Below are 19048 nucleotides of genomic sequence, written 5' to 3'. Positions count from 1 at the left end.
AGTGCTAGAACCAGAAAAACAGAGGATGCCCCTTTTGGCCCCGATCGACCTTTCCGCCGCTCCGTTCAATCTCGATGACGAGGCCATGGCCTGGGTTGCCGCCACCCGTGACGCCTTCACACCGCGCGACAAGCTGTCCCAGCTCTTCGTTCTGCTGGAGCGTGGAGCCCCGGCCGAGGTCGCCGACAATGTTCGCAGCTTCCGTCCGGGCGGCATTACCCGCATCTATTCCGACGATCTCCTTGCCGAGATCGACCTGGCCCGTGACCTCGGCACGCTGAGCGCCGTGCCGCTGCTGGTCAGCGCCGATCTCGAAGGCAGTCGCATGAGCCTGCCCTTCGGCACCTCGGTGCCCAATCCGCTGGGCCTTGCGGCAGTCGACGATGTCGAGGCGACGTCGGCCGTTTCCACCATCATGGCGCGCGAGGCGCATGCGGTGGGGCTCAACTGGAGTTTCACCCCCGTCATCGATATCAACGCCGCCTGGCGCAGCGCCATTGTCGGCACCCGCTCCTATGGCAGCGACATCGACAAGGTCGAGCGCCACGCGCTGGCCCAGATCGCAGCCTTCCAGGCCAATGGCGTCGCCGCCACCATCAAGCACTGGCCCGGCGAAGGCCATGACGACCGCGATCAGCATCTGGTGACCACGGTCAATCCGCTCTCCATGCCCGAATGGGAAAAGAGCTTCGGCCGCCTCTATCGCAAGGCGATTGAGGCCGGCGTCATGAGCGTCATGTCCGCCCATATCGCCCTGCCCGCTTTCGTCCGTGCCATCGACCCCGATGCCGGCGCCGAAGCCTACCGGCCGGCCTCGCTGAGCAAGTTGCTCAACCAGGATCTGCTGCGCCGCGAACTGGGCTTCAATGGCCTGATCGTCTCCGATGCCACGCCAATGGCCGGCATGGGCGACTGGGGCCCGCGCGACGAGGTGCTGCCCGAAGTCATCATTTCAGGCTGCGACGTGATCCTGTTCTCCGACGATCCCAATGGCGACCTGATGCGGCTGGTCAAGGCCGTCGCCGATGGGCGGCTGAGCCAGGAGCGGGTCGACGAGGCGGTAACGCGCGTGCTGGCGCTCAAAGCGGCCCTGGGCCTGCACAAGGCCGATCGCCCCGAACCCAGCCTCGATGCGGCGCGCAGCGCCGTCGCCACCGAGGAGAGCCAGCTCACCGCCCGGCAGGTCACCGCGCGGGTGCCGACGCTCGTCAAGGATGTCAAGAACCTGCTGCCGCTCTCACCGGCCAAAACCAAGCGCGTGCTGGTCTTCTCCGGCGGTGTGATCCTGCCCTTCGTGCCGCAGCCGCTGCCGCTGAGCCTGCCAGACCAGCTTGAGAAGGAAGGCTTCGAGGTGACGGTCTATACGCCGGGCATGGAGGTGAGCCCGAAGAATTTCGACCTGGTGCTCTACCTTTTCGCCGAGGAAACCCTGCTCACCCGCAGCCGCATCTTCCTCGACTGGACCAGGCTCACCGGTTCGGTCTTTGGCGCCATGAGCCGGTTCTGGCACGATATCCCCACGCTCATGGTGTCGTTCGGCTATCCCTATTACCTCTACGACGCCCCGCGCGTACCCGCCTATGTCAACGTCTATGGCTCGAGCGAGAGCCTGCAGACGGCAGCTTTGGAATGCCTGATGGGTCGCCAGCCCTTCGCCGGCACCAGCCCGGTCGATCCCTTCGTGGGGAGCGAGCAGGGGAAGTATTAGGGATTTTTTTCAAGAGGATACCCCCCTCCTAACCTCCCCCTGATAGGGGGAGGGACCGATCCAGTTGAGGCGCCGTTTGGTCCCAAACACAGGGCAGCGCCGCCCCCTATCAGGGGGAGGGTGGGAGTGGTATCCCGCCAGAATTCAGTCCGGCGGCGTGCCGTTCCTGGCCAGCACATCGCCAGCCAGGTAGAGCGAGCCGCAGATCAGCACGCGGGCATTGGGTATGGCTGCCGCGGCCTTGAGCGCCGTCACCACCGAGCGCATCGGGCGGGCATCAAAGCCCGCCTTGCGGGCCTCCTCGGCAATGTAGCTCGCCTTGTGCGCATTGGCCTCGCCCGGAATGGTCAGGGTGAGGACCTCCCGCGCCATGCCGGCAAAGGGCGCCAGCACCGCAGCGGGTGCCCGCGTATTCATCAGCCCCATGATCAGTACCAAGGGCGCCTGGCGGGCGCGGTCGAGGTCGCGCAGGACCGTCGCGACGGCCGCGGCGCCATGGGCGTTGTGAATTCCGTCGAGCCAGAGCTCTGCGCCACGCGGCAACAGCTCGCGCAAGGGCCCGGTCTGCAGCGGCGTCATGCGGGCGGGCCAACTCACCTGCCGCAACCCGCGCGCGAAGGCGTCGGCATCCACCGGCAGCCCGAAATGGCGCGCCGCCGCGATGGCCAGAGCCGCATTGTCGAATTGATGCGCCCCCAACAAAGCCGGCGGCGGTAAATCGAGCAGGCCATCCTCGTCCTGGTAGACCAGCCGTCCATCCTGCTGCGATCCGTGGAAGTCCTCGCCCTGGAAGAGCGGCGTGATGCCCAGCCGCCGCGCCGCCCGGTCCAGCACCGCGCGGCCCTCCTCGCGCTGGATGCCGATGACCGCCTTGCTGCCGCGCTTGAAAATGCCGGCCTTCTCGCCGGCGATCTGGGCGATGGTGTTGCCGAGAAAGGCCTGGTGGTCGAGATCGACCGGGGTGATGATCACGCCCAGGGGCTGGGCCACCACATTGGTCGTGTCATAGGTGCCGCCCAAGCCGGTTTCGAGCAGCAGGCAGTCGGCCGGGGTCTCGGCGAACAGCACGAAGGCGGCGGCAGTGGTGATCTCGAAAAAGGTCATGGGCCGCTGCGCATTGACCGCCTCGACCCGCTCCAGCGCCGCATTGAGCCGGCGCGTGCCCACCAGCTTGCCGGCCAGCCTTATGCGCTCGTTGAACCGCACCAGATGCGGCGAATTATAGACATGCACCGACTTGCCCGCGGCTTCGAGAAAGGCCCGCAGATAGGCAATGGTCGAGCCCTTGGCATTGGTGCCGGCGACATGGATTACTGGCGGCAGTTGCTCATGCGGGCTGCCCAGCTCCGCCAGCAGCGGCAGGATGCGGTCAAGACTGAGATCGATCAGCTTGGGATGCAGCGCCGACAGGCGCTTCAGGATGGCATCGGTGCGGGACATGGGGACTCAAACCAGCGGCGGGGCGCTGATGAGGTAGCGCTGATACTCCTGCGCTGCAACACCCACAGATCGTCAGGGCTCGACCCGAGGGCACTTCACTTGCGGCACATCCGGTAAGGACAGAGCCCTCGGGTCACGCCCTGTCGTGACGACCAGTTGGCGGCGGCCTCTGGCCGATCAGAACTCGTTCCAGTCCTTGTCGACGGCGGCACTGCCGCGGCTGAGATAGCTGCCGGCCACGGCCTTGAGCTTTGCCTGCATGCCGCGGATGCCGCCGACGGCCGGCGCCGCGGCGGGGGCGGCCCTTGTCGGCGCGACTGATCGGGCATGGGTCTCGTCGATCGTGAAGACATCAACGATATGGTCGAGCTCGGTGGCCTGCGCCTCGGTCTGTTCGATGGCGGCATTGGTTTGTTCCACCAGCGCCGCATTGTGCTGGGTCATCTCATCCATGGTGCGCACGGCGACATTGACTTCGTCGATGGCGCTGGCCTGGCTGCGGCTGTCGCGCGAAATGGCCTCGAGCGCCGCCGTATTGTCGCGGATAGAGCCGAGCATGCCCGACAGTTTGGCGGCGGCGTCGGCCACCAGGCGCGAGCCGCCCTTGACCTCGTTGGCGCTCTGCTCGATCAGCACCTTGACGTCAGCCGAGGCGCTGGCGGCGGACTGCGCCAGGCGTCGCACTTCGACGGCCACCACGGCAAAGCCCTTGCCGGCATCGCCCGCACGGGCGGCTTCGACCGAAGCGTTGAGGGCCAGCAGGTTGGTCTGGAAGGCGATATCGTCGATCAGCCCGATAATGTTGGAAATCTTGCCCGAGGAGGCCGTGATCCGGTCCATGGCGTCGGTGGCCTGGGTCATCACCCGGCCGCCCTCTTCGGCGGTTTCGGACACGGCCTGGGCCTGCTTGCTGGCGGCTTCCGCCTTGGCCGCATTCTGCAGCACCGTGGCCGCGAGCTGTTCCATGGTCGCCGAGGTTTCCTCGATCGTCGCGGCCTGGCGGGTGGTGCGTTCGCTCAGATCATTGGCGCCCGACAGGATTTCCCCCGTGGCGGTTTTCAGCGCGCTCGAGGTCTGGCGCAATTGGCCGACGATCTCGCCGAGCTTTTCGGCCACCGCATTGGTGTCGTTCTTGAGGCGGGCAAAGGCGCCTTCATAGTCGCCGCGCACCCGGCGGGTGAGGTTGGTATCAGCCAAGGCCGACAGCACTTCGCCGGTCTCGCCCAGGCCCCGGTCGACCGTCTCGACCAGCGAATTGACCGAGCGGGCCAGCGTATTGAGCTCGGCATCGGCGAATTCGGCCTCGACGCGCTTGGTGAAATCGCCTGATATGGCGGCATCCACCACATCGCCAAAGGCGCGCTGCAGGCTTTCCATCATGCGGGCGCGTTCGGCCTGGTTGGCCAGCACCTGCGCGGCCTCCGCCTCGGTCAGTTGGGCCACCTTCTGGCCGTTCTCGCGGAACACTTCCACCGCCCGCGCCATGGCGCCCAATTCATCGGTGCGCTCGGCGCCGCGGACCTCGACTTCGAGATCGCCCTTGGCTAGCGCGTCCATCGTATCAGTCAGCCGGGTAATGGGCTTGGTGATGGTGCGCGAGAACAACAGGCCCAGCGCCGCAACCACGACCAGCAGGGCAGCGCCGATGGCCAGCATCATGTTGCGCATATTGGCGACCGGGGCGAGCACTTCGTCGGTGGCCATGACGGCCACGGCAGCCCAGGGCTGCCCGCGCGTGGCGATCGGCGCGGCAGCCACCAGCATGTCGGTGGCACGGTAGGCGCTGGTTTCGCCATTATTGGCCGTGCCTGCCAGGGCCGTATCGAGCACGGGGCCGGCAAACGGGGTCAGCATGGCGTCGTTGGTTTCGGTAAAGCTGGAATCGCTGCGCAACAGGCCATCGGGGCCCACCACCAGCACTTCCCCGGTCTCGCCCAGGCCCGTGCGGTCGCCGATGACGGCGTCGAGCCGTTCGGAGGGCAGCTGGATGGCCAGCACGCCGACCTTGCGGCCCTGGGCGTTGAACACCGGCTTGGCGAAAAAGCTCGCCGGCAGGCCTGCAGCGGCCTGATAGGGCGCGAAATCGGCAAAGACCAGGTCATCGGGGTTTTCGATGGCCGCCGCCTGCTGGAACACCTGCCCCAGGCTCGATCCGGCCAGCGGGCCGCCTTCGGCGAAGCTGGTGCCGAAATCATCGGCCTTGTTGACCGAATAGACCATGAAGCCCTTGAGGTCGAACAGGTAGAGGTCGCGATAGCCGCGCGCCGCGATCTGGCCGCGGAAACCGGGATGGAACCGCGTATGGGTCACGTCATAGCCGCCGGTCGTACCTAGCGTCTCGAGCGCGGCAAGATTGTCCTTGTTGGGATTGTCGTCGACGAAGAGCTTGCGCACTTCGGCGGTCGGATCGACCTTGAACTGCAGCCAGGCGCCGCCGAAATCGCGCAGGGCCTGGATGCTCGCCTCCGAGCGCGAGGTGGCGACAAGGTCGTCTTCCACCGATTTGAGATAGGTCGAGACCGCTGCGGCGCGTTCGCTGGCGAGGGTGGTGAGATTGCTCTCGGCTGCCGTCCGCAGCGCCTGGCTGCCGATCAGGTAGCTGGCCGTTCCCACGCCAAGGCTGACCAGCAGGGCCGATCCCAGCAGTGCGAGTGGCAGCTTGCGGGCAATCGGCATCGAGAATTTGAACATCGGGGACCCACCTGGCGGAAGGGCGGGCCGGAATTGACCGGCCTGCCTAAAATTTCCGCAGACTTTAGCGAGTCGTCCTTAAGTGCGGGTAAAGGCCCTACTCGGCATGCGCGGCGCTGACCGGGGCCAGGTCGCCGTCATCGCCTTCCGCTGCCACTGCCGCATCGCGCAGGCTGGTGCGGGCGACTGTGGGGGCAGTATTGGTCAGTGCACCCGAGGCTTCCGCCTTGGTCAGGATCGCCGACAGCGAGCCGATGGTCGAGCGCAGGTTGTGCCGGTGCACCACCATGTCGACCATGCCGTGTTCGTAGAGATATTCCGAGCGCTGGAAGCCCTTGGGCAGCTTTTCGCGAATGGTCTGCTCGATGACGCGCGCGCCGGCAAAGCCGATCTGCGCGCCCGGTTCCGCCAGATGCACGTCGCCCAGCATGGCATAGGAGGCGGTGACGCCGCCCGTGGTGGGATTGGTCAGCACGACGAAGAAGGGGAGACCGGCCTCGCGCAGGCGCAGCACGGCCACGGTCGTGCGCGGCATCTGCATCAGGCTCAGCACGCCCTCCTGCATGCGCGCGCCGCCCGAGGCGACGAACAGCACGAAGGCCGTCTTGCGGCTGGCGGCGGTTTCAAGGCCGGTGATGATGCCCTGGCCGGCCGCCATGCCCAGCGAGCCGCCCATGAAATCGAAATCCTGGATGGCGACGGTGATATCGCGCTCGAACAGCTTGCCGGTAGCCACGATGACCGAATCGTCGAACCCGGTCTTGGCCCGGTTTTCCTTGAGCCGGTCGGTATAGCGCTTCTGGTCGCGGAATTTCAGCGGATCGACCGGCACCGATGGCACCGGCACCAGCTCATAGGCGCCGTCGTCGAGGAAGGTCTTGAGCCGGTCCGTCGGCTTGATCTTCATGTGGTAGCCCGAATTGGGCACCACCCACTGATTGGCTTCGAGGTCGCGGTAGAACACCATCTCGCCCGATTCCGGGTCCTTGACCCACAGATTCTCCGGCGTCTCCCGCTTGGTATTGAGGAACGAGCGGATTTTCGGGCGGACGAAATTATCGATCCAGTTCATGGCGAGCCTCGCGAAGGGACTGTTGCGTCACCTAGGGGTCAATTGTGGCGAATGTTATCAGGGTGAGGGCAGGAGGGCAAAGGTGAGCGGTCGTCATATTCCGACCTATGCACAACCACCGGACCTTGTTGGCATTAAATCTATCTCACGAAATCGTGTCTATCAGTAAAATAAATGCAGACATCAGACGGCGGTCGATTAGATTTGAATCCTATTATTTGTCATATCTAGAAAATAGAACCCGAAAACAATCTGCCACATAGCCTGAGCCATATATTGAAGTATAGTTCAAAGGTCGCAATTCCGTTCCGAATATGCCACAATTGCAACTCACTTGATGGCGCGACAACACGTTTGCCGAACAGAAATTATTGCAAGGAGCAATGCCGATGGCATCGGTCTCAGAAAAATTCCGCGACTTCCAGGCTAGCAAGGCGGTCCTGTTCTGGTCATGCGCCGGCTGCGTGGTGGCGACAATGGTTGTCGGCTTCACCTGGGGTGGCTGGGTAACCGGTGGCTCGGCCCAGCAGCGTGCCGATACGGCAGCCGAGCAGGCGGTCGCACAGCTTGCCGCCGACATCTGCTTCAAGCGCTACCTGGCGTCGCCGGACGCGCGGGTCAATCTTACTGCCCTCACGGAAGAAAGCGTCTATCGCCGCGATGGACTGCTCGAGGATGGTGGCTGGGTAACCTTTGGCGATCGCGAGGATCCGATCGACGGCGCAGCCGACCTTTGTGCCGACCGCCTGGCCGAGGTGGACCTGTCAACGCTGCCCGAAGCGCCGGCCACCGCCGGATCCGAAATGCCCGTGGCGGACGCGGCTGCAGCGGCGCCGGCGACCACCGTGCAATAGTTCCCGCTCCTCACCGTTGTCGGGGAAGCCCCGGCCCGGCCTCTTCGGAGGCTGGGCCGGTGGTCGTTCACCCCCTGGCCCGCTTCACGCCGCTGGCCAGGTCTGCCACCAGGTCGCGCACCGCAGCGACGGTCTTGTCCGTCGCCTTGCCATCGGCCAGCGACTTGCCCACCGCATCCACCAGCACGGTGCCCACCACGATGCCGTCGGCATGCTTGCCGATCTCGGCGGCGTCTTCGGCAGTCTTGATGCCGAAGCCCACGGCCACCGGCAGGTCGGTATGGCCCTTGATGCGCTCAACAGCTTCCCCCACCGCGCCGCGTGACTTGATCACCGCCCCGGTAATGCCGGTCATCGACACATAATAGACAAAGCCCGACGTGTTCTTGAGCACCGCCGGCAGTCGCTTGTCGTCGGTGGTGGGCGTGGTGAGGCGGATGAAGTTGAGACCGGCCTTGAGGGCCGGAATGCAGAGCTCGTCATCCTCTTCGGGCGGCAGGTCGACGATGATCAGCCCGTCGACACCAGCCGCCTTGGCGGCTGCCAGGAACCCGTCGACGCCGAACACGTAGATCGGGTTGTAATAGCCCATCAGCACGATGGGCGTGGTCTCGTCCTTGCGGCGGAAATTCTCCACCATGTCGAGCACGCCGCGCAGCGTCATGCCGGCGGCCAGCGCCCGTTGCCCGCTCAGCTGGATGGCCACGCCATCGGCCATCGGGTCGGAAAACGGCATGCCGAATTCAATGATGTCGGACCCCGCCTGGGGCAGGGCCTCCATGATGGCCTGGCTGGTGGCAAGGTCCGGATCGCCGGCCATGACATAGGTGACCAGGGCCGGGCGATTGGCCGCCTTGGCTTCGGCGAAGCGCTTTTCGATACGCGTCATGACTACAGCAGCCCCAGATATTTGCCGACGCTCTCGACGTCCTTGTCGCCGCGCCCCGACAGGCACAGCACGATCGACTGGTCCTTGCCCATGGATGGGGCGACCTTCATCAGTTGCGCCAGTCCATGCGCCGATTCCAGCGCCGGAATGATGCCTTCGAGCCGCGTGCAGAGCTGGAAGGCTTCGAGCGCCTCGTTGTCGGTGATCGGCGCATAGGTGACGCGCTTGCTGTCGTGCAGGAACGAGTGCTCCGGCCCGACGCCGGGATAATCGAGGCCAGCCGAAATCGAATGGCCTTCGAGAATCTGCCCATCACTGTCCTGCAGCAGATAGGTGCGGTTGCCATGCAGCACGCCCGGTCGCCCGCCGGTCATAGAGGCGGCGTGGCCGTTCTCGACGTCGATGCCGTGCCCGCCCGCTTCGGCGCCATAGAGCCTGACGTCGGCATCATCGAGGAAGGCGTGGAAGGTGCCGATGGCGTTGGAGCCACCGCCCACGCAGGCAACGACGGCATCGGGCAGCTTGCCCTCGGCTTCCTGGAACTGCTCCTTGAGCTCGGTGCCGATCACCGACTGGAAGTCGCGCACCATCTCCGGATAGGGATGCGGGCCGGCTGCCGTGCCGATCAGGTAATAGGTGGTGTCCACATTGGTCACCCAGTCGCGCAGCGCTTCGTTCATGGCGTCCTTGAGCGTGCCGGCGCCGGCAGTCACCGGACGGACTTCGGCGCCCAGCATCTTCATGCGCAGCACGTTGGGCATCTGCCGCTCGACATCGGTGGCGCCCATGAAGATGGTGCAGGGCAGGTCGAACTTGGCGCAGACCGTCGCCGTGGCCACGCCATGCTGGCCGGCCCCGGTCTCGGCGATCACCCGCGTCTTGCCCATGCGCTTGGCCAAGAGGATCTGGCCCAGGCAATTGTTGATCTTGTGTGAGCCGGTGTGGTTCAGCTCCTCGCGCTTGAACCAGACTTTCGCGCCACCCAGATGCTCGGTCAGCCGCTTGGCGAAATAGAGCGGGCTCGGACGGCCGGCATAATGCACGCTGAGGTCGTCGAGCTCGGCCTTGAAGGCCGGATCGAGTTTGGCAGCGCGATAATGCGCCTCGAGGTCCAGAATCAGCGGCATCAGTGTTTCGGCCACGAAACGCCCGCCATAGAGCCCGAACCGGCCCTCCTCGTCGGGGCCGTTGCGCAGGGAATTGATGCCGTCCATCGGGAAGTCCTAACTTGCTCGGCGTTCTCCCACAGGCCTCATCCTGAGCCTGTCGAAGGACGAGGTCTGTGCGCACCGACCTCGTGGTTCGACAAGCTCACCATGAGGTCTCACGAAGATCGTATCAGCCCGCTGCCCGTGCGTTGCGAATGAACGCCTCGATCAGCCGCTTGTCCTTTACGCCCGGTGCCGTTTCGACACCAGATGACACATCGACGCCGTAAGGACGTACGCTGCTGATGGCGTCGGCCACGGTCTGCGGCGTCAGGCCCCCCGAAAGCATGAAGGGGATGGACGGGTCAAGCGCCTTGAGCAGGCTCCAGTCGAAGGTCTCGCCCAGGCCGCCCGGCCGGTCGGCGCCCTTGGGGGGCTTGGCATCGAGCAGGATGCTGTCGGCGACATCCACGAAGGCGGCGACATGGGCCACGTCGTCGGCCGAACCGATAGGCAGCGCCTTCATGATCTCGACACCGGCCTCGGCGCGGATGGCCTCCACGCGGTGCGGTGTTTCGGGACCATGCAGCTGGATCCAGTCGGGACCCAGCGCCGCCACTTCGGCTACGCAGCTATTGTCCGGATTGACCAGCACCACGCAGGTCTGGATCCGCCCGCGGGCTTCCGAGATCAGCGTGGCGATCTCTTCGATGCTCACATGGCGCGGTGAGCGCGAAAAATGCATGAACCCGACCATGTCGGCCCCGGACGCGATGACGGTCTCGAGGATTTCAGGGGTCTTGATGCCGCAAATCTTGATGATCAGGGGGTCGGCCATCGCGCTCAGCGCAGCTCCAGGAGATCGTCGACTTCAGCCAGCGGGCCGGAACTGGCCTGGCCATTGTGGCGGCGCAGCTTTTCCAGCTCGCCATTGAGCATATGGGCCTCGCGGCGCCAGTGCTTTTCGCGTCGGCGGTGGCTTGCCTGGGCAAACCAGGTGGCCGTGCCGCCCAGCAGCACCCCCACCAGCAGCACGACATAGAGAACGACGAACATCGGCACGCCAAAGCCGGGCGCCACCGTGCCCTCGACCGGCGCAAATGGATTGAAATTGACCACGACGAAATGCCGGTTGGCCAAGGCAAAGATGATCAGCCCCAGGCATAGCGGGACGAGGACCACCCAACCGACGATTCTGTTGACCATGCGTCTGGTAACCTATGGAGCTCTGGCCCCGTTACGAACGGTTGAGCCGCTCGCGGATTTCCTTGCCGGCCTTGAATTGCGGCACGTATTTCTCGCCCACATCGACCTGCTCGCCGGTCCGCGGATTGCGACCGACACGCGCCGGTCGGTTCTTGACCGAAAAGGCACCAAAGCCGCGCAGCTCGACCCGGTCGCCCCGCGCCATGGCGTCCCCGATCTCGTCGAGGATGGCATTGACGATATTTTCGATATCACGCTGGAACAGATGCGGATTTTCCGCCGCGAGTTTCTCGACCAGTTCCGACTTGATCATCAAAGGCTCCGCATCTGGGCGTCCACCCCGTTGCTCAGAGGGCAGAGCCAACCTGCCAAAGGGAAACCAGCCCGTCAAGCGTGATGGGGCCTTCGGGCAGTCCGAGCGCGGCACGCGCCTGGCCATTGAGGAAGGTACCGATGAGGTCGAACCCCTGTTCGGGCTGCGGCCACACCGTGCGGATATCGAGATCACCGGGCAGTTCGCGCTCGGTTTTGAGCCAGTCGAGGGCTTCGAGCTCCCCGCCAATGGCGTCGATCAACCCGCTTTCCACCCCGACCCTTCCCGTGACGATCCGGCCATCGGCCAGAGCGAGCGTGGCCGGACGCGTCAGGCCGCGGCGTTCGGCCACAACGTCGACGAACCACTGGAAGCTGTCATCGACCAGGGCAGCGATCGAGGCGCGCGGGGCGCCATCCATCGGCTCGTCGAAATCGGGCTCGGCCTTGAGCGGTCCCGAGGCGACCTTGTCGAGATCGACGCCGACCGTTTCGAGCAGCTTGCCGGCATTGACATGCTGGTAGAGCACGCCGATCGAGCCCACGATGGAGAGGCGCCGGGCGAAAATCCGGTCACTGGCAATGGCGGTCATATAGGCCGCCGAGGCCCCCAACTCGCCGATGACAGCCACGGTGGGCTTGGCCGCCCGCAACTGCCCCAGCGCCTCGTAGAGCTCTTCCCCGCCCGCCGTGGTGCCGCCGGGCGAGTTGATGGCGACGATCACGGCCTTGACCGCATCGTCCTCGGCAAGCTCGGCAATGGCCTCCAGCCGGGCGCGGTCGGTGGTGATGGTGCCATCGATCACCAGCCGCGCCACATAGTCACCATCGGGCCTGTCGGGCATGGCGAAACGCCCCAGACCCACCACCACGGCCATGGCTAGCGCTATGAAGGCCAGCACCCGCCATAGACCACGCGATTTGCGATAGGTCTCGGCGGCAATAACGGTGTGCGCATCCGCGCGGGCGGGTTCGTGATTGGGCTGGTCAGTCATCTTGGCCTCAAGCTTGGGCGTTGCCGACGGGTAGAGCCGCCTCGCTGGTTTTACAAGTCAGAAGCGCTTGACCATATATCGCGCCGCGCCCTCGTAGCTTTGGAGTTTCTCATCCAGCGCGGGTGCCTTGAGCACCCGGAAGCCATGCTTGTACCAGAATGGCAGCGAGCCGTTGACGGCGACGAGGCTGGCCTCGGGCAGGCCCACCGCCCTGGCATGGCGCAGGATATCGCCGACGATCATGGCGGCCGCACCTGTGCCCCGTGCCGCCGGCAGCAGCGCCAGGTCGTGCAGGTAATAGGTGTCGGCATTATCAGGAATGGCGCCGAGCAGGGCGTTGAGTTCGGGCAGCGCCTGGGAGCGCCAGGGATGGCTCAGGATGTAGCCCGATGGCTTGCCATCCAGTTCCAAGAGGCGCGCACCCTCGGGATAGAGCCGCAGCCTTTCGGCAAACACGGCCACATCCTCGGGAAAATCGGGATGCACGGCAGCCGCGATGGTCTCGACAACAGGCAGGTCGAGCGTGGTCAGGGCCCGCCAGTGCATTGCATTCGTCATGGACACTCTTTCGCCGCGCTTCCGAACCCGCGGCCACCACTTTCCCGGAAGCACCCAAGCTTAGAAAGCAAAAGGCCCGCGCTGTGAAGCGCGGGCCTGATGGTTTTGCCGGCAGAGAATTACTTCTCTTCGCGGCCCTTGAGCGCAGCGCCCAGGATGTCGCCGAGCGAAGCGCCCGAATCCGACGAACCGTAATTGGCGACGGCTTCCTTTTCCTCGGCGATTTCCAGTGCCTTGATCGACAGCTGGATACGCGAGGTCTTGCGGTCGTACTGGGTGACGCGCGCGTCGACCTTTTCGCCCTTGGAGAAACGCTCCGGGCGCTGGTCGTTGCGATCGCGGCTGAGATCAGCACGACGGATGAAGGCGGTCATGTCGCTGTCGGCGATACGGACTTCAATGCCCCCATCGTTGACTTCGATCACGGTGCCGGTGACGACAGCGCCCTTGCGGATGCCGCCGGCTTCGGACGTGTCGCCCGAGGCAGCCGAAGCTTCGCCAGCAGCGAGCTGCTTGATGCCCAGCGAGATGCGTTCCTTTTCGACGTCAACATCGAGGACCTTGGCCGAAACCATGTCACCGCGGTTGTAGTCTTCCAGGGCCACTTCGCCCGACTTCTGCCAGTCGAGGTCGGAAAGGTGAACCATGCCGTCCACATCGCCGTCGAGGCCGATGAACAGGCCGAATTCGGTCTTGTTCTTGACTTCGCCTTCGATGACCGAACCGACGGGGAACTTCTCGGCGAAGCTTTCCCACGGATTGGCCAGGGTCTGCTTGAGGCCCAGCGAGATGCGGCGCTTGTCCGGATCGACTTCCAGCACGACGACTTCGACTTCCTGGGAGGTCGAGACGATCTTGCCGGGATGGACGTTCTTCTTGGTCCAGCTCATTTCCGAGACGTGGATCAGGCCTTCGATGCCGGGCTCGAGCTCAACAAAAGCACCGTAGTCGGTGATGTTGGTGACGCGGCCGGTGAACTTGGCGTTGATCGGGTACTTGGCTTCGATGCCATCCCACGGATCGGCCTGCAGCTGCTTCATGCCGAGCGAGATGCGGTGCGACTCGTGGTTGATGCGCACGATCTGGACCTTGATGGTCTCGCCGATCGTCAGCACTTCGGACGGGTGGTTCACACGGCGCCATGCGATGTCGGTGACATGCAGCAGGCCGTCAATGCCGCCGAGATCAACGAACGCACCGTAGTCGGTGATGTTCTTGACCACGCCGTCGACAACCTGACCCTCTTCGAGCTGCTGCACGATTTCCGAACGCTGTTCGGCGCGCGACTCTTCGAGGATGGCGCGACGCGACACGACGATATTGCCGCGGCGCTTGTCCATCTTCAGGATCTGGAACGGCTGCGGCACGTTCATGAGCGGCGCGATATCGCGGATCGGACGGATGTCCACCTGCGAACGCGGCAGGAAGGCGATGGCGCCTTCCAGGTCGACCGTGAAGCCGCCCTTGACCTGGTTGAAGATGGTGCCTTCAACGCGCTCATTGTTGTTGTACATGACTTCGAGCTTGACCCAGCTCTCTTCGCGGCGGGCCTTCTCGCGGCTGAGGACAGCCTCGCCCATGGCGTTCTCGACGCGGTCGACATAGACCTCGACGATCGAGCCCACCTTGATGGTGCCGTCACGGCCGGCCTGGCCGAATTCCTTGAGCGCGATGCGCCCTTCGGTCTTGAGACCGACATCGATGATCGCCAGGTCCTTTTCGATGGCAACCACGGTCCCCTTGACCACGGCACCTTCCAAAGGCTCGTTGTCGATGAACGAATCCATCAGCAGCGATTCAAAATCTTCTTTCGTCACAGTTTGCTGTGCCAAATAACTTCTCCGTTGCACCGGGGGTTTGAGATTGAAGACCGAAAGCCCGCCATTCCAAAAGGAATGCCGGCGCGCGAGCGCCCGATCGAACGTTGATTTGCGGTAGGGCCCGCTCGCCTCGCTTGGTGATGGCCGGGGCCGAAACACCCAAGGTTGGATTAAGGTCTTACGACCCTGCCTTGGACGCCATGGTCCCATCGACGATCGCGATGGCTGCGCGGAGTGCGGCTTCTATATCGAGAAGCGTGGTGTCGAGCAAGTGCGCGTCATCAGCTTTGTAGAAGCCGCCATGGGGATTGAGCATGTCGCGCGCATCCCGCTCTTCTATCTGGTGATAGAGCGCGTAGCGGTCAACCACCTGGCCGCGCGCCTCGAACTGGCGGGCCCGCCGCTCCATGCGCGCCTTGCTGTCGGCCTGGATGAAGAGTTTGACATCGGCCTCCGGGGCGATCTTGGTGCCGATGTCGCGGCCGTCAAGCACTGCGCCGCCCTCCTGGGTAGCGAATTCGCGCTGATAATCATACAGCGCCTGCCGCACCCCGGCGATGACGGCCACCTTGGAGGCGAGCGTCCCGATCTTGGCGGACAGCAGATATTCGGGCTCGATATCGGTCTCATCCAATGTCTGCGCCGCGGCGATGGCGCGCTGCTCGAACTCGGGCGAGTTCTCCCACGCCTCCACCGCCCGGCCGACCGCCCGGTAGAGCAATCCGGTATCGAGATAGGGCAGGCCATAATGCCGGGCCAGGCCCGAGGCCAGCGTCCCCTTGCCCGAAGCGGCAGGTCCATCGACGGCGATGATCATCCCTTTTGTCCTTTCACCGGTTCGAACCGCGCGCCCGCTGCGGTCAGGGCGGCCACAAAGCCCGGAAAGCTCGTTTCAATGGCGCTGGTATCATCCAGCGTAACACGCTTGTGGCTGGCCAGGCCCAGCACCAGGAAGCTCATGGCAATGCTGCCGTCACCCTGGCTCAGCACTGTCCCGCCACCCTCGACCTTGCCGACACCACCAATGGTGAGGTTGTCCTCGCCCTCGGCCACGGTCACCCTGCTGGCAGCGAGCCCGGCGGCGGTCGCGGCCAGCCGGTCGGGGCTCTGCCCGCGCAATGCGCCCAGGCCTTCGATCACGGTCTCACCCTGGGCATAGGCTGCCGCAACGGCGAGGATGGGGATATCGTCCAGCATGGCTGCGGCATGGGCGGCGCCGACCCGAATACCCTTGAGCCGCGACGAGCGCACCCTGAGGTCCGCGACATGTTCGCCGCCGGCTTCGCGCTGGTTGAGAAACTGGATATCGCCGCCCATTTCGAGCAGCGTATCGATGAGACCGGTGCGGAGGGGATTGACCAGCACGTTTTCGATCACCAGGTCGGAGCCCGGCACGATCAGCGCCGCCACCAGTCCATAGGCCGCCGCGGACGGATCGCCAGGCACGACGACGCGCCGCGGCTGCAATTCGGTGAGGCCGGTGACACCGATCGTCGCCCCGCCCGCATCATCGCTCACCACGCTGACGGCGCCGCCAAAATCTCCCAGCAGCTTCTCGGTGTGGTCGCCCGTCGCCATCGGTTCGACGATCGTGGTGGTTCCTTCGATCTGGGTGCCAGCCAGCAGCAGCGCCGACTTGATCGCCTCGGACGGCGCGGCCATCACATGAGTCAGCGGCAAGGGCAGGCGCGGGCCCTTGAGCGTCAGCGGCAGGCCACCATCCGGCGCCGCGCTCACCGTGGCGCCGATCCGTGCCAGCGCCTCGCGCAGCGCCGGCAGCCAATGGCCTATCGACGCAGATGTGCCGGTGAAGCGCGTTGCGAAGGGATAGGGCGCCACAAGCCCTATCAGCAGCGGCGCGCCGGCGCCCGCTTGCCCCAGTTCCAGCGGCCCTTGTGGCTCCAGCAGTCCACCCACGCCCAGCCCATGCACATGCCAGGCCCCGTCGCGCTGCTCGATGCGGATCCCGAGCTGGCGCAAAGCCGCCGCGGTCGCCAGTACGTCCCCGGTCTCGCTCAGGCCCTCGATGCTGCTGTGCCCGACGGCCAGTGCCGCCAGGATCAGCGCCCGATGGGAAATGGCCGTGTCGCCCGGCGTGGTGAATCGCCCCGTCAACGGGCTGGCGCCGTGACTGGCAAGCGGCGCGCTGGTGGCTGGAATCGGGGGGGCGATCTCGGTCATGGGCGAGCCGGCTTTAGCACGGCCTGGCGCGGCAAGGCCACCACCCCCGGCAGCCGGGAACCCGCTCTCCACATTTTCGGTTTGACAGGGGCCGGGTTTGCCCATAACCGGACTGACCAAACCGGGGCCTGGCGCCCTGCAAAACCTTACGACGAGGAACATCGATGGCCAGTTCCGAACGCGGCACAAAACGCACCGATCCCGAAACGGGCAAGAAGTTCTACGACCTCAACCTCGACCCGATCGTCTCCCCCTATACCGGCAAGAGCTATCCGCGCTCCTATTTCGAAGCCGTCCTGACCGGCAAGGCGGCTGTCGCTGCCCGCGCCAAGGTGGACGAGGACGAAGAGGAGATCGAAGAAGAAGTCGAGGACGTCGCGGCGCCCGAGATCGTTTCGCTCGAAGACGCTGATGCCGAGGAAGCCGGCGACGAGGAAATCCCCGAGACCGACGATGTCGAGGTCGATGAAGAGCTCGGCGACGACGACGCGGACGTCTTCCTCGAAGAGGACGAAGACGAAGACGACGAACTCGGATTCGACGTTGGCGGCGACGAAGATCGTTGATTTGAAACAAGATTTTGGCCGGCTGACCCTGTCAGCCGGTTGAACAAAAAAGTGTCATTTAGGCACTTGCGCGGGCAGGGATCATCCAATAGGTTCCGCCTCGCTTCGGACGGGTTAGCCCTTCCCTAGACCCAATGGAATGGGGCCATAGCTCAGCTGGGAGAGCGCTTGCATGGCATGCAAGAGGTCAGCGGTTCGATCCCGCTTGGCTCCACCATTTCACCGGCCAAATCGGTTTTCTTGTGGCAGGCGCCCATCGCCGCGCCGCTACGCCGTCACATTGACGGTGACGTTCCGCCCGTCCATCGGCGCAATGGCTGTCCAGAGCTTGAGCATTTCGGCGCGGTCGATGACGATGCAGCCATCCGACCAGGTGGCATCGCGACCCTCGTGGATGAAGATTGTCCGGTTTCCGGTGCCGGGCACCACGGCCTGCGGCAGGTAGATGGCCGGGCGCTTTTCGCCGGTCACCGTGTCGGTCTTGCTGTCCATGCGGGTCTTTGAGCAACCGGCATAGTTGGCGGCGCCAATCCTGACCTCCGGGTCCCACCAGCAGGTCGTGTCCACCGATACGCTGCCGCTGGTGAATTTGAGCCGCCCACTGTCCGGGCCGTTTCGGTCTACCGAGATCGTGTAGCTGCTGGCCGGCAGCGGTGTCGTCACCGATGCCAGCGACGCGCCCGACGTCACCGGTCCGCCGGCATTGCCCTTGCCGGCGGGCGACACGCGCTTGTTGATCGAGCGGACGCCACCGACCAGGGTCTCGACGATTTCGTGCATGAACACGGCGCCGCCCGCCAGCAGGGCGCCCGAGATCAGGACATCGACGCCGTTCCACAGCGTGGCCGCCAGCCAGCCGTCGCTGGCAAAGGCAATGAACGAATCCATCACGCGGACCCCGAGCAGCGCCGAGAGAATGCCGACCACGAGCGCCACGAAGGTTGCGGTCTGCGTCGCCGACGGCTGTGCCGTGAAGACGTCACCCAGACCGGCCATGCCCGCATGGGGCAACACAGTGCGGCTCCATCTGCGCTTCGTGGGCTCGACGGACTATCTCGCCCGCTTTACCGGCCTTGGTCTCGCGCTCGACTACTGGCAGCTCGACGCCGACGGCGTCAGGCAGCAGGCCCAGCTCGACCTCGGCCTTACCCCGCTCGACAAAGCCGTCGGCGCCGAGATCGAGATCAGCGCCAAAAGGGCGAGCGTCGTGGTGATGGGAGCCGACGGCACACGCCGACCGATGGCCGGCGGCGCCCTGACGCCGCTGGACGATCCCGGCTTCATGCTGCGCATCAGCTCGGCAACCGGTCCCGGGGAATTCTGGAGCGACGTCTCGATGCTGCATTCCCGCTCATCCCACAACCCCGACAAGCCGGCGCCGATTGATGGTTCCGCGCCAGTTCCGCCAGTGGCGTTCGACTTCGATTGGCTGTTCTCCGAAGCCGCCGCCGACCCGGCAGCGGCGGTGAAACCGGCCGCACTGGCCCGGATGACCGAGGCACAGGCGAGGATCGTCTCCATCTCGCCTGTCATCCGCATCGAGGGCACGGCCTGAACCGCGCGGGCTGCTGCCATCAATTGACGCTGCGATAGGGCAGAGGTCTTCTG

At 64.8% G+C, this 19048-nt stretch carries 18 protein-coding genes and 1 tRNA gene; 5 read left to right on the top strand and 14 right to left on the bottom strand.

The genetic code is table 11. From position 1 onward, the window contains the following. Positions 1 to 25 precede the first annotated feature (25 nt). Positions 26 to 1708, top strand: a complete 1683-nt coding sequence (locus IH615_RS01490) for a glycoside hydrolase family 3 N-terminal domain-containing protein (protein ID WP_291359236.1) — start codon at positions 26 to 28, stop codon at positions 1706 to 1708. Between the two features lie 144 nt (positions 1709 to 1852). On the opposite strand, the gene IH615_RS01485 is transcribed toward IH615_RS01490, so the two are convergent. The 3 genes from IH615_RS01485 to accD all read right to left on the bottom strand — a co-directional run bounded on the left by IH615_RS01485 (position 1853) and on the right by accD (position 6911). After that, entirely contained in the window at positions 1853 to 3148 is a 1296-nt protein-coding gene (locus IH615_RS01485; protein WP_291359235.1) for a folylpolyglutamate synthase/dihydrofolate synthase family protein, read from the bottom strand. A 177-nt stretch (positions 3149 to 3325) separates the two neighbouring features. After that, positions 3326 to 5839 carry a methyl-accepting chemotaxis protein gene (locus tag IH615_RS01480; protein WP_291359234.1) on the bottom strand — a complete coding sequence of 838 codons (2514 nt, stop codon included), beginning with the start codon at positions 5837 to 5839 and terminating at the stop codon, positions 3326 to 3328. 97 nt (positions 5840 to 5936) lie between these two features. Beyond that, positions 5937 to 6911, bottom strand: a complete 975-nt coding sequence (gene accD, locus IH615_RS01475) for an acetyl-CoA carboxylase, carboxyltransferase subunit beta (RefSeq protein ID WP_291359233.1) — start codon at positions 6909 to 6911, stop codon at positions 5937 to 5939. A gap of 389 nt (positions 6912 to 7300) precedes the next feature. On the opposite strand from accD, the gene IH615_RS01470 reads away from it, so the two are divergent. Further along, a complete protein-coding gene (locus IH615_RS01470) occupies positions 7301 to 7765 on the top strand; it encodes a hypothetical protein (protein WP_291359232.1) in 465 nt (154 codons plus the stop codon). Between the two features lie 67 nt (positions 7766 to 7832). Here IH615_RS01470 and trpA read toward each other — a convergent pair whose 3' ends face one another. From trpA to IH615_RS01420, 10 genes are all read right to left on the bottom strand, one after another. Continuing rightward, positions 7833 to 8654 (bottom strand): tryptophan synthase subunit alpha, encoded by an 822-nt coding sequence (gene trpA / locus IH615_RS01465; protein WP_291359230.1) that lies wholly within the window; start codon positions 8652 to 8654, stop codon positions 7833 to 7835. Between the two features lie 2 nt (positions 8655 to 8656). Continuing rightward, on the bottom strand, positions 8657 to 9868 hold the full coding sequence (gene trpB, locus IH615_RS01460; protein WP_291359229.1) for a tryptophan synthase subunit beta: 1212 nt from the start codon (positions 9866 to 9868) through the stop codon (positions 8657 to 8659). 124 nt (positions 9869 to 9992) lie between these two features. Next, positions 9993 to 10640 carry a phosphoribosylanthranilate isomerase gene (locus IH615_RS01455; protein WP_291359227.1) on the bottom strand — a complete coding sequence of 216 codons (648 nt, stop codon included), beginning with the start codon at positions 10638 to 10640 and terminating at the stop codon, positions 9993 to 9995. Between the two features lie 5 nt (positions 10641 to 10645). Further along, on the bottom strand, positions 10646 to 11008 hold the full coding sequence (locus tag IH615_RS01450; RefSeq protein WP_291359225.1) for a DUF1049 domain-containing protein: 363 nt from the start codon (positions 11006 to 11008) through the stop codon (positions 10646 to 10648). Between the two features lie 31 nt (positions 11009 to 11039). Beyond that, positions 11040 to 11321, bottom strand: a complete 282-nt coding sequence (locus IH615_RS01445; RefSeq protein ID WP_035099264.1) for an integration host factor subunit beta — start codon at positions 11319 to 11321, stop codon at positions 11040 to 11042. A 34-nt stretch (positions 11322 to 11355) separates the two neighbouring features. After that, the gene (gene sppA / locus IH615_RS01440) at positions 11356 to 12315 is read right to left on the bottom strand and encodes a signal peptide peptidase SppA (RefSeq protein WP_291359219.1); all 960 of its coding nucleotides are present in this window, start codon (positions 12313 to 12315) and stop codon (positions 11356 to 11358) included. A gap of 57 nt (positions 12316 to 12372) precedes the next feature. Continuing rightward, positions 12373 to 12873: a GNAT family N-acetyltransferase gene (locus IH615_RS01435; RefSeq protein WP_291359217.1), complete on the bottom strand. Its 501-nt coding sequence runs from the start codon at positions 12871 to 12873 to the stop codon at positions 12373 to 12375. A 119-nt stretch (positions 12874 to 12992) separates the two neighbouring features. Then, positions 12993 to 14705, bottom strand: coding sequence for a 30S ribosomal protein S1 (gene rpsA / locus IH615_RS01430; RefSeq protein ID WP_291359215.1), 1713 nt, complete (start codon positions 14703 to 14705; stop codon positions 12993 to 12995). Positions 14706 to 14871: 166 nt separating this feature from the next. Next, complete coding sequence (locus IH615_RS01425; protein ID WP_291359213.1) at positions 14872 to 15510, bottom strand: (d)CMP kinase; 639 nt, start codon at positions 15508 to 15510, stop codon at positions 14872 to 14874. Further along, on the bottom strand, positions 15507 to 16874 hold the full coding sequence (locus IH615_RS01420; protein ID WP_291359211.1) for a 3-phosphoshikimate 1-carboxyvinyltransferase: 1368 nt from the start codon (positions 16872 to 16874) through the stop codon (positions 15507 to 15509). The genes IH615_RS01425 and IH615_RS01420 overlap by 4 nt, the downstream gene beginning before the upstream one ends. Before the next feature lie 164 nt (positions 16875 to 17038). Between IH615_RS01420 and IH615_RS01415 the strand changes: the two genes are divergently transcribed. Both IH615_RS01415 and IH615_RS01410 read left to right on the top strand, forming a co-directional pair. Continuing rightward, positions 17039 to 17440, top strand: coding sequence for a TIGR02300 family protein (locus IH615_RS01415; protein WP_291359210.1), 402 nt, complete (start codon positions 17039 to 17041; stop codon positions 17438 to 17440). A gap of 141 nt (positions 17441 to 17581) precedes the next feature. Further along, a tRNA-Ala gene (locus tag IH615_RS01410) sits at positions 17582 to 17657 on the top strand. Between the two features lie 50 nt (positions 17658 to 17707). Here the strand turns inward: IH615_RS01410 and IH615_RS01405 are convergent. Continuing rightward, positions 17708 to 18454 carry a hypothetical protein gene (locus IH615_RS01405; RefSeq protein ID WP_291359209.1) on the bottom strand — a complete coding sequence of 249 codons (747 nt, stop codon included), beginning with the start codon at positions 18452 to 18454 and terminating at the stop codon, positions 17708 to 17710. Between the two features lies 1 nt (position 18455). Here IH615_RS01405 and IH615_RS01400 point away from each other — a divergent pair, with 1 nt between their 5' ends. Next, entirely contained in the window at positions 18456 to 18995 is a 540-nt protein-coding gene (locus IH615_RS01400) for a hypothetical protein (protein ID WP_291359207.1), read from the top strand. Positions 18996 to 19048: the final 53 nt, after the last annotated feature.

Origin of the sequence: Devosia sp., from assembly GCF_014860165.1 — a bacterium.
Taxonomy (GTDB): Bacteria; Pseudomonadota; Alphaproteobacteria; order Rhizobiales; family Devosiaceae; genus Devosia.
The sequence above is the reverse complement of the archived record's forward strand: the minus strand, read 5'-3'. Positions and strand labels throughout refer to the sequence as shown.

Excerpts from the sequence above, each read along its gene's own strand:
- IH615_RS01445 (WP_035099264.1), bottom strand. The coding sequence starts at position 11,321 with ATGATCAAGTCGGAACTGGTCGAGAAACTCGCGGCGGAAAATCCGCAT.
- IH615_RS01450 (WP_291359225.1), bottom strand. The coding sequence starts at position 11,008 with ATGGTCAACAGAATCGTCGGTTGGGTGGTCCTCGTCCCGCTATGCCTG.
- IH615_RS01435 (WP_291359217.1), bottom strand. The coding sequence starts at position 12,873 with ATGACGAATGCAATGCACTGGCGGGCCCTGACCACGCTCGACCTGCCT.
- IH615_RS01480 (WP_291359234.1), bottom strand. The coding sequence starts at position 5,839 with ATGTTCAAATTCTCGATGCCGATTGCCCGCAAGCTGCCACTCGCACTG.
- IH615_RS01420 (WP_291359211.1), bottom strand. The coding sequence starts at position 16,874 with ATGACCGAGATCGCCCCCCCGATTCCAGCCACCAGCGCGCCGCTTGCC.
- IH615_RS01470 (WP_291359232.1), top strand. The coding sequence starts at position 7,301 with ATGGCATCGGTCTCAGAAAAATTCCGCGACTTCCAGGCTAGCAAGGCG.
- IH615_RS01425 (WP_291359213.1), bottom strand. The coding sequence starts at position 15,510 with ATGATCATCGCCGTCGATGGACCTGCCGCTTCGGGCAAGGGGACGCTG.
- IH615_RS01415 (WP_291359210.1), top strand. The coding sequence starts at position 17,039 with ATGGCCAGTTCCGAACGCGGCACAAAACGCACCGATCCCGAAACGGGC.
- accD (WP_291359233.1), bottom strand. The coding sequence starts at position 6,911 with ATGAACTGGATCGATAATTTCGTCCGCCCGAAAATCCGCTCGTTCCTC.
- IH615_RS01490 (WP_291359236.1), top strand. The coding sequence starts at position 26 with ATGCCCCTTTTGGCCCCGATCGACCTTTCCGCCGCTCCGTTCAATCTC.
- trpB (WP_291359229.1), bottom strand. The coding sequence starts at position 9,868 with ATGGACGGCATCAATTCCCTGCGCAACGGCCCCGACGAGGAGGGCCGG.
- sppA (WP_291359219.1), bottom strand. The coding sequence starts at position 12,315 with ATGACTGACCAGCCCAATCACGAACCCGCCCGCGCGGATGCGCACACC.
- IH615_RS01485 (WP_291359235.1), bottom strand. The coding sequence starts at position 3,148 with ATGTCCCGCACCGATGCCATCCTGAAGCGCCTGTCGGCGCTGCATCCC.
- IH615_RS01455 (WP_291359227.1), bottom strand. The coding sequence starts at position 10,640 with ATGGCCGACCCCCTGATCATCAAGATTTGCGGCATCAAGACCCCTGAA.
- trpA (WP_291359230.1), bottom strand. The coding sequence starts at position 8,654 with ATGACGCGTATCGAAAAGCGCTTCGCCGAAGCCAAGGCGGCCAATCGC.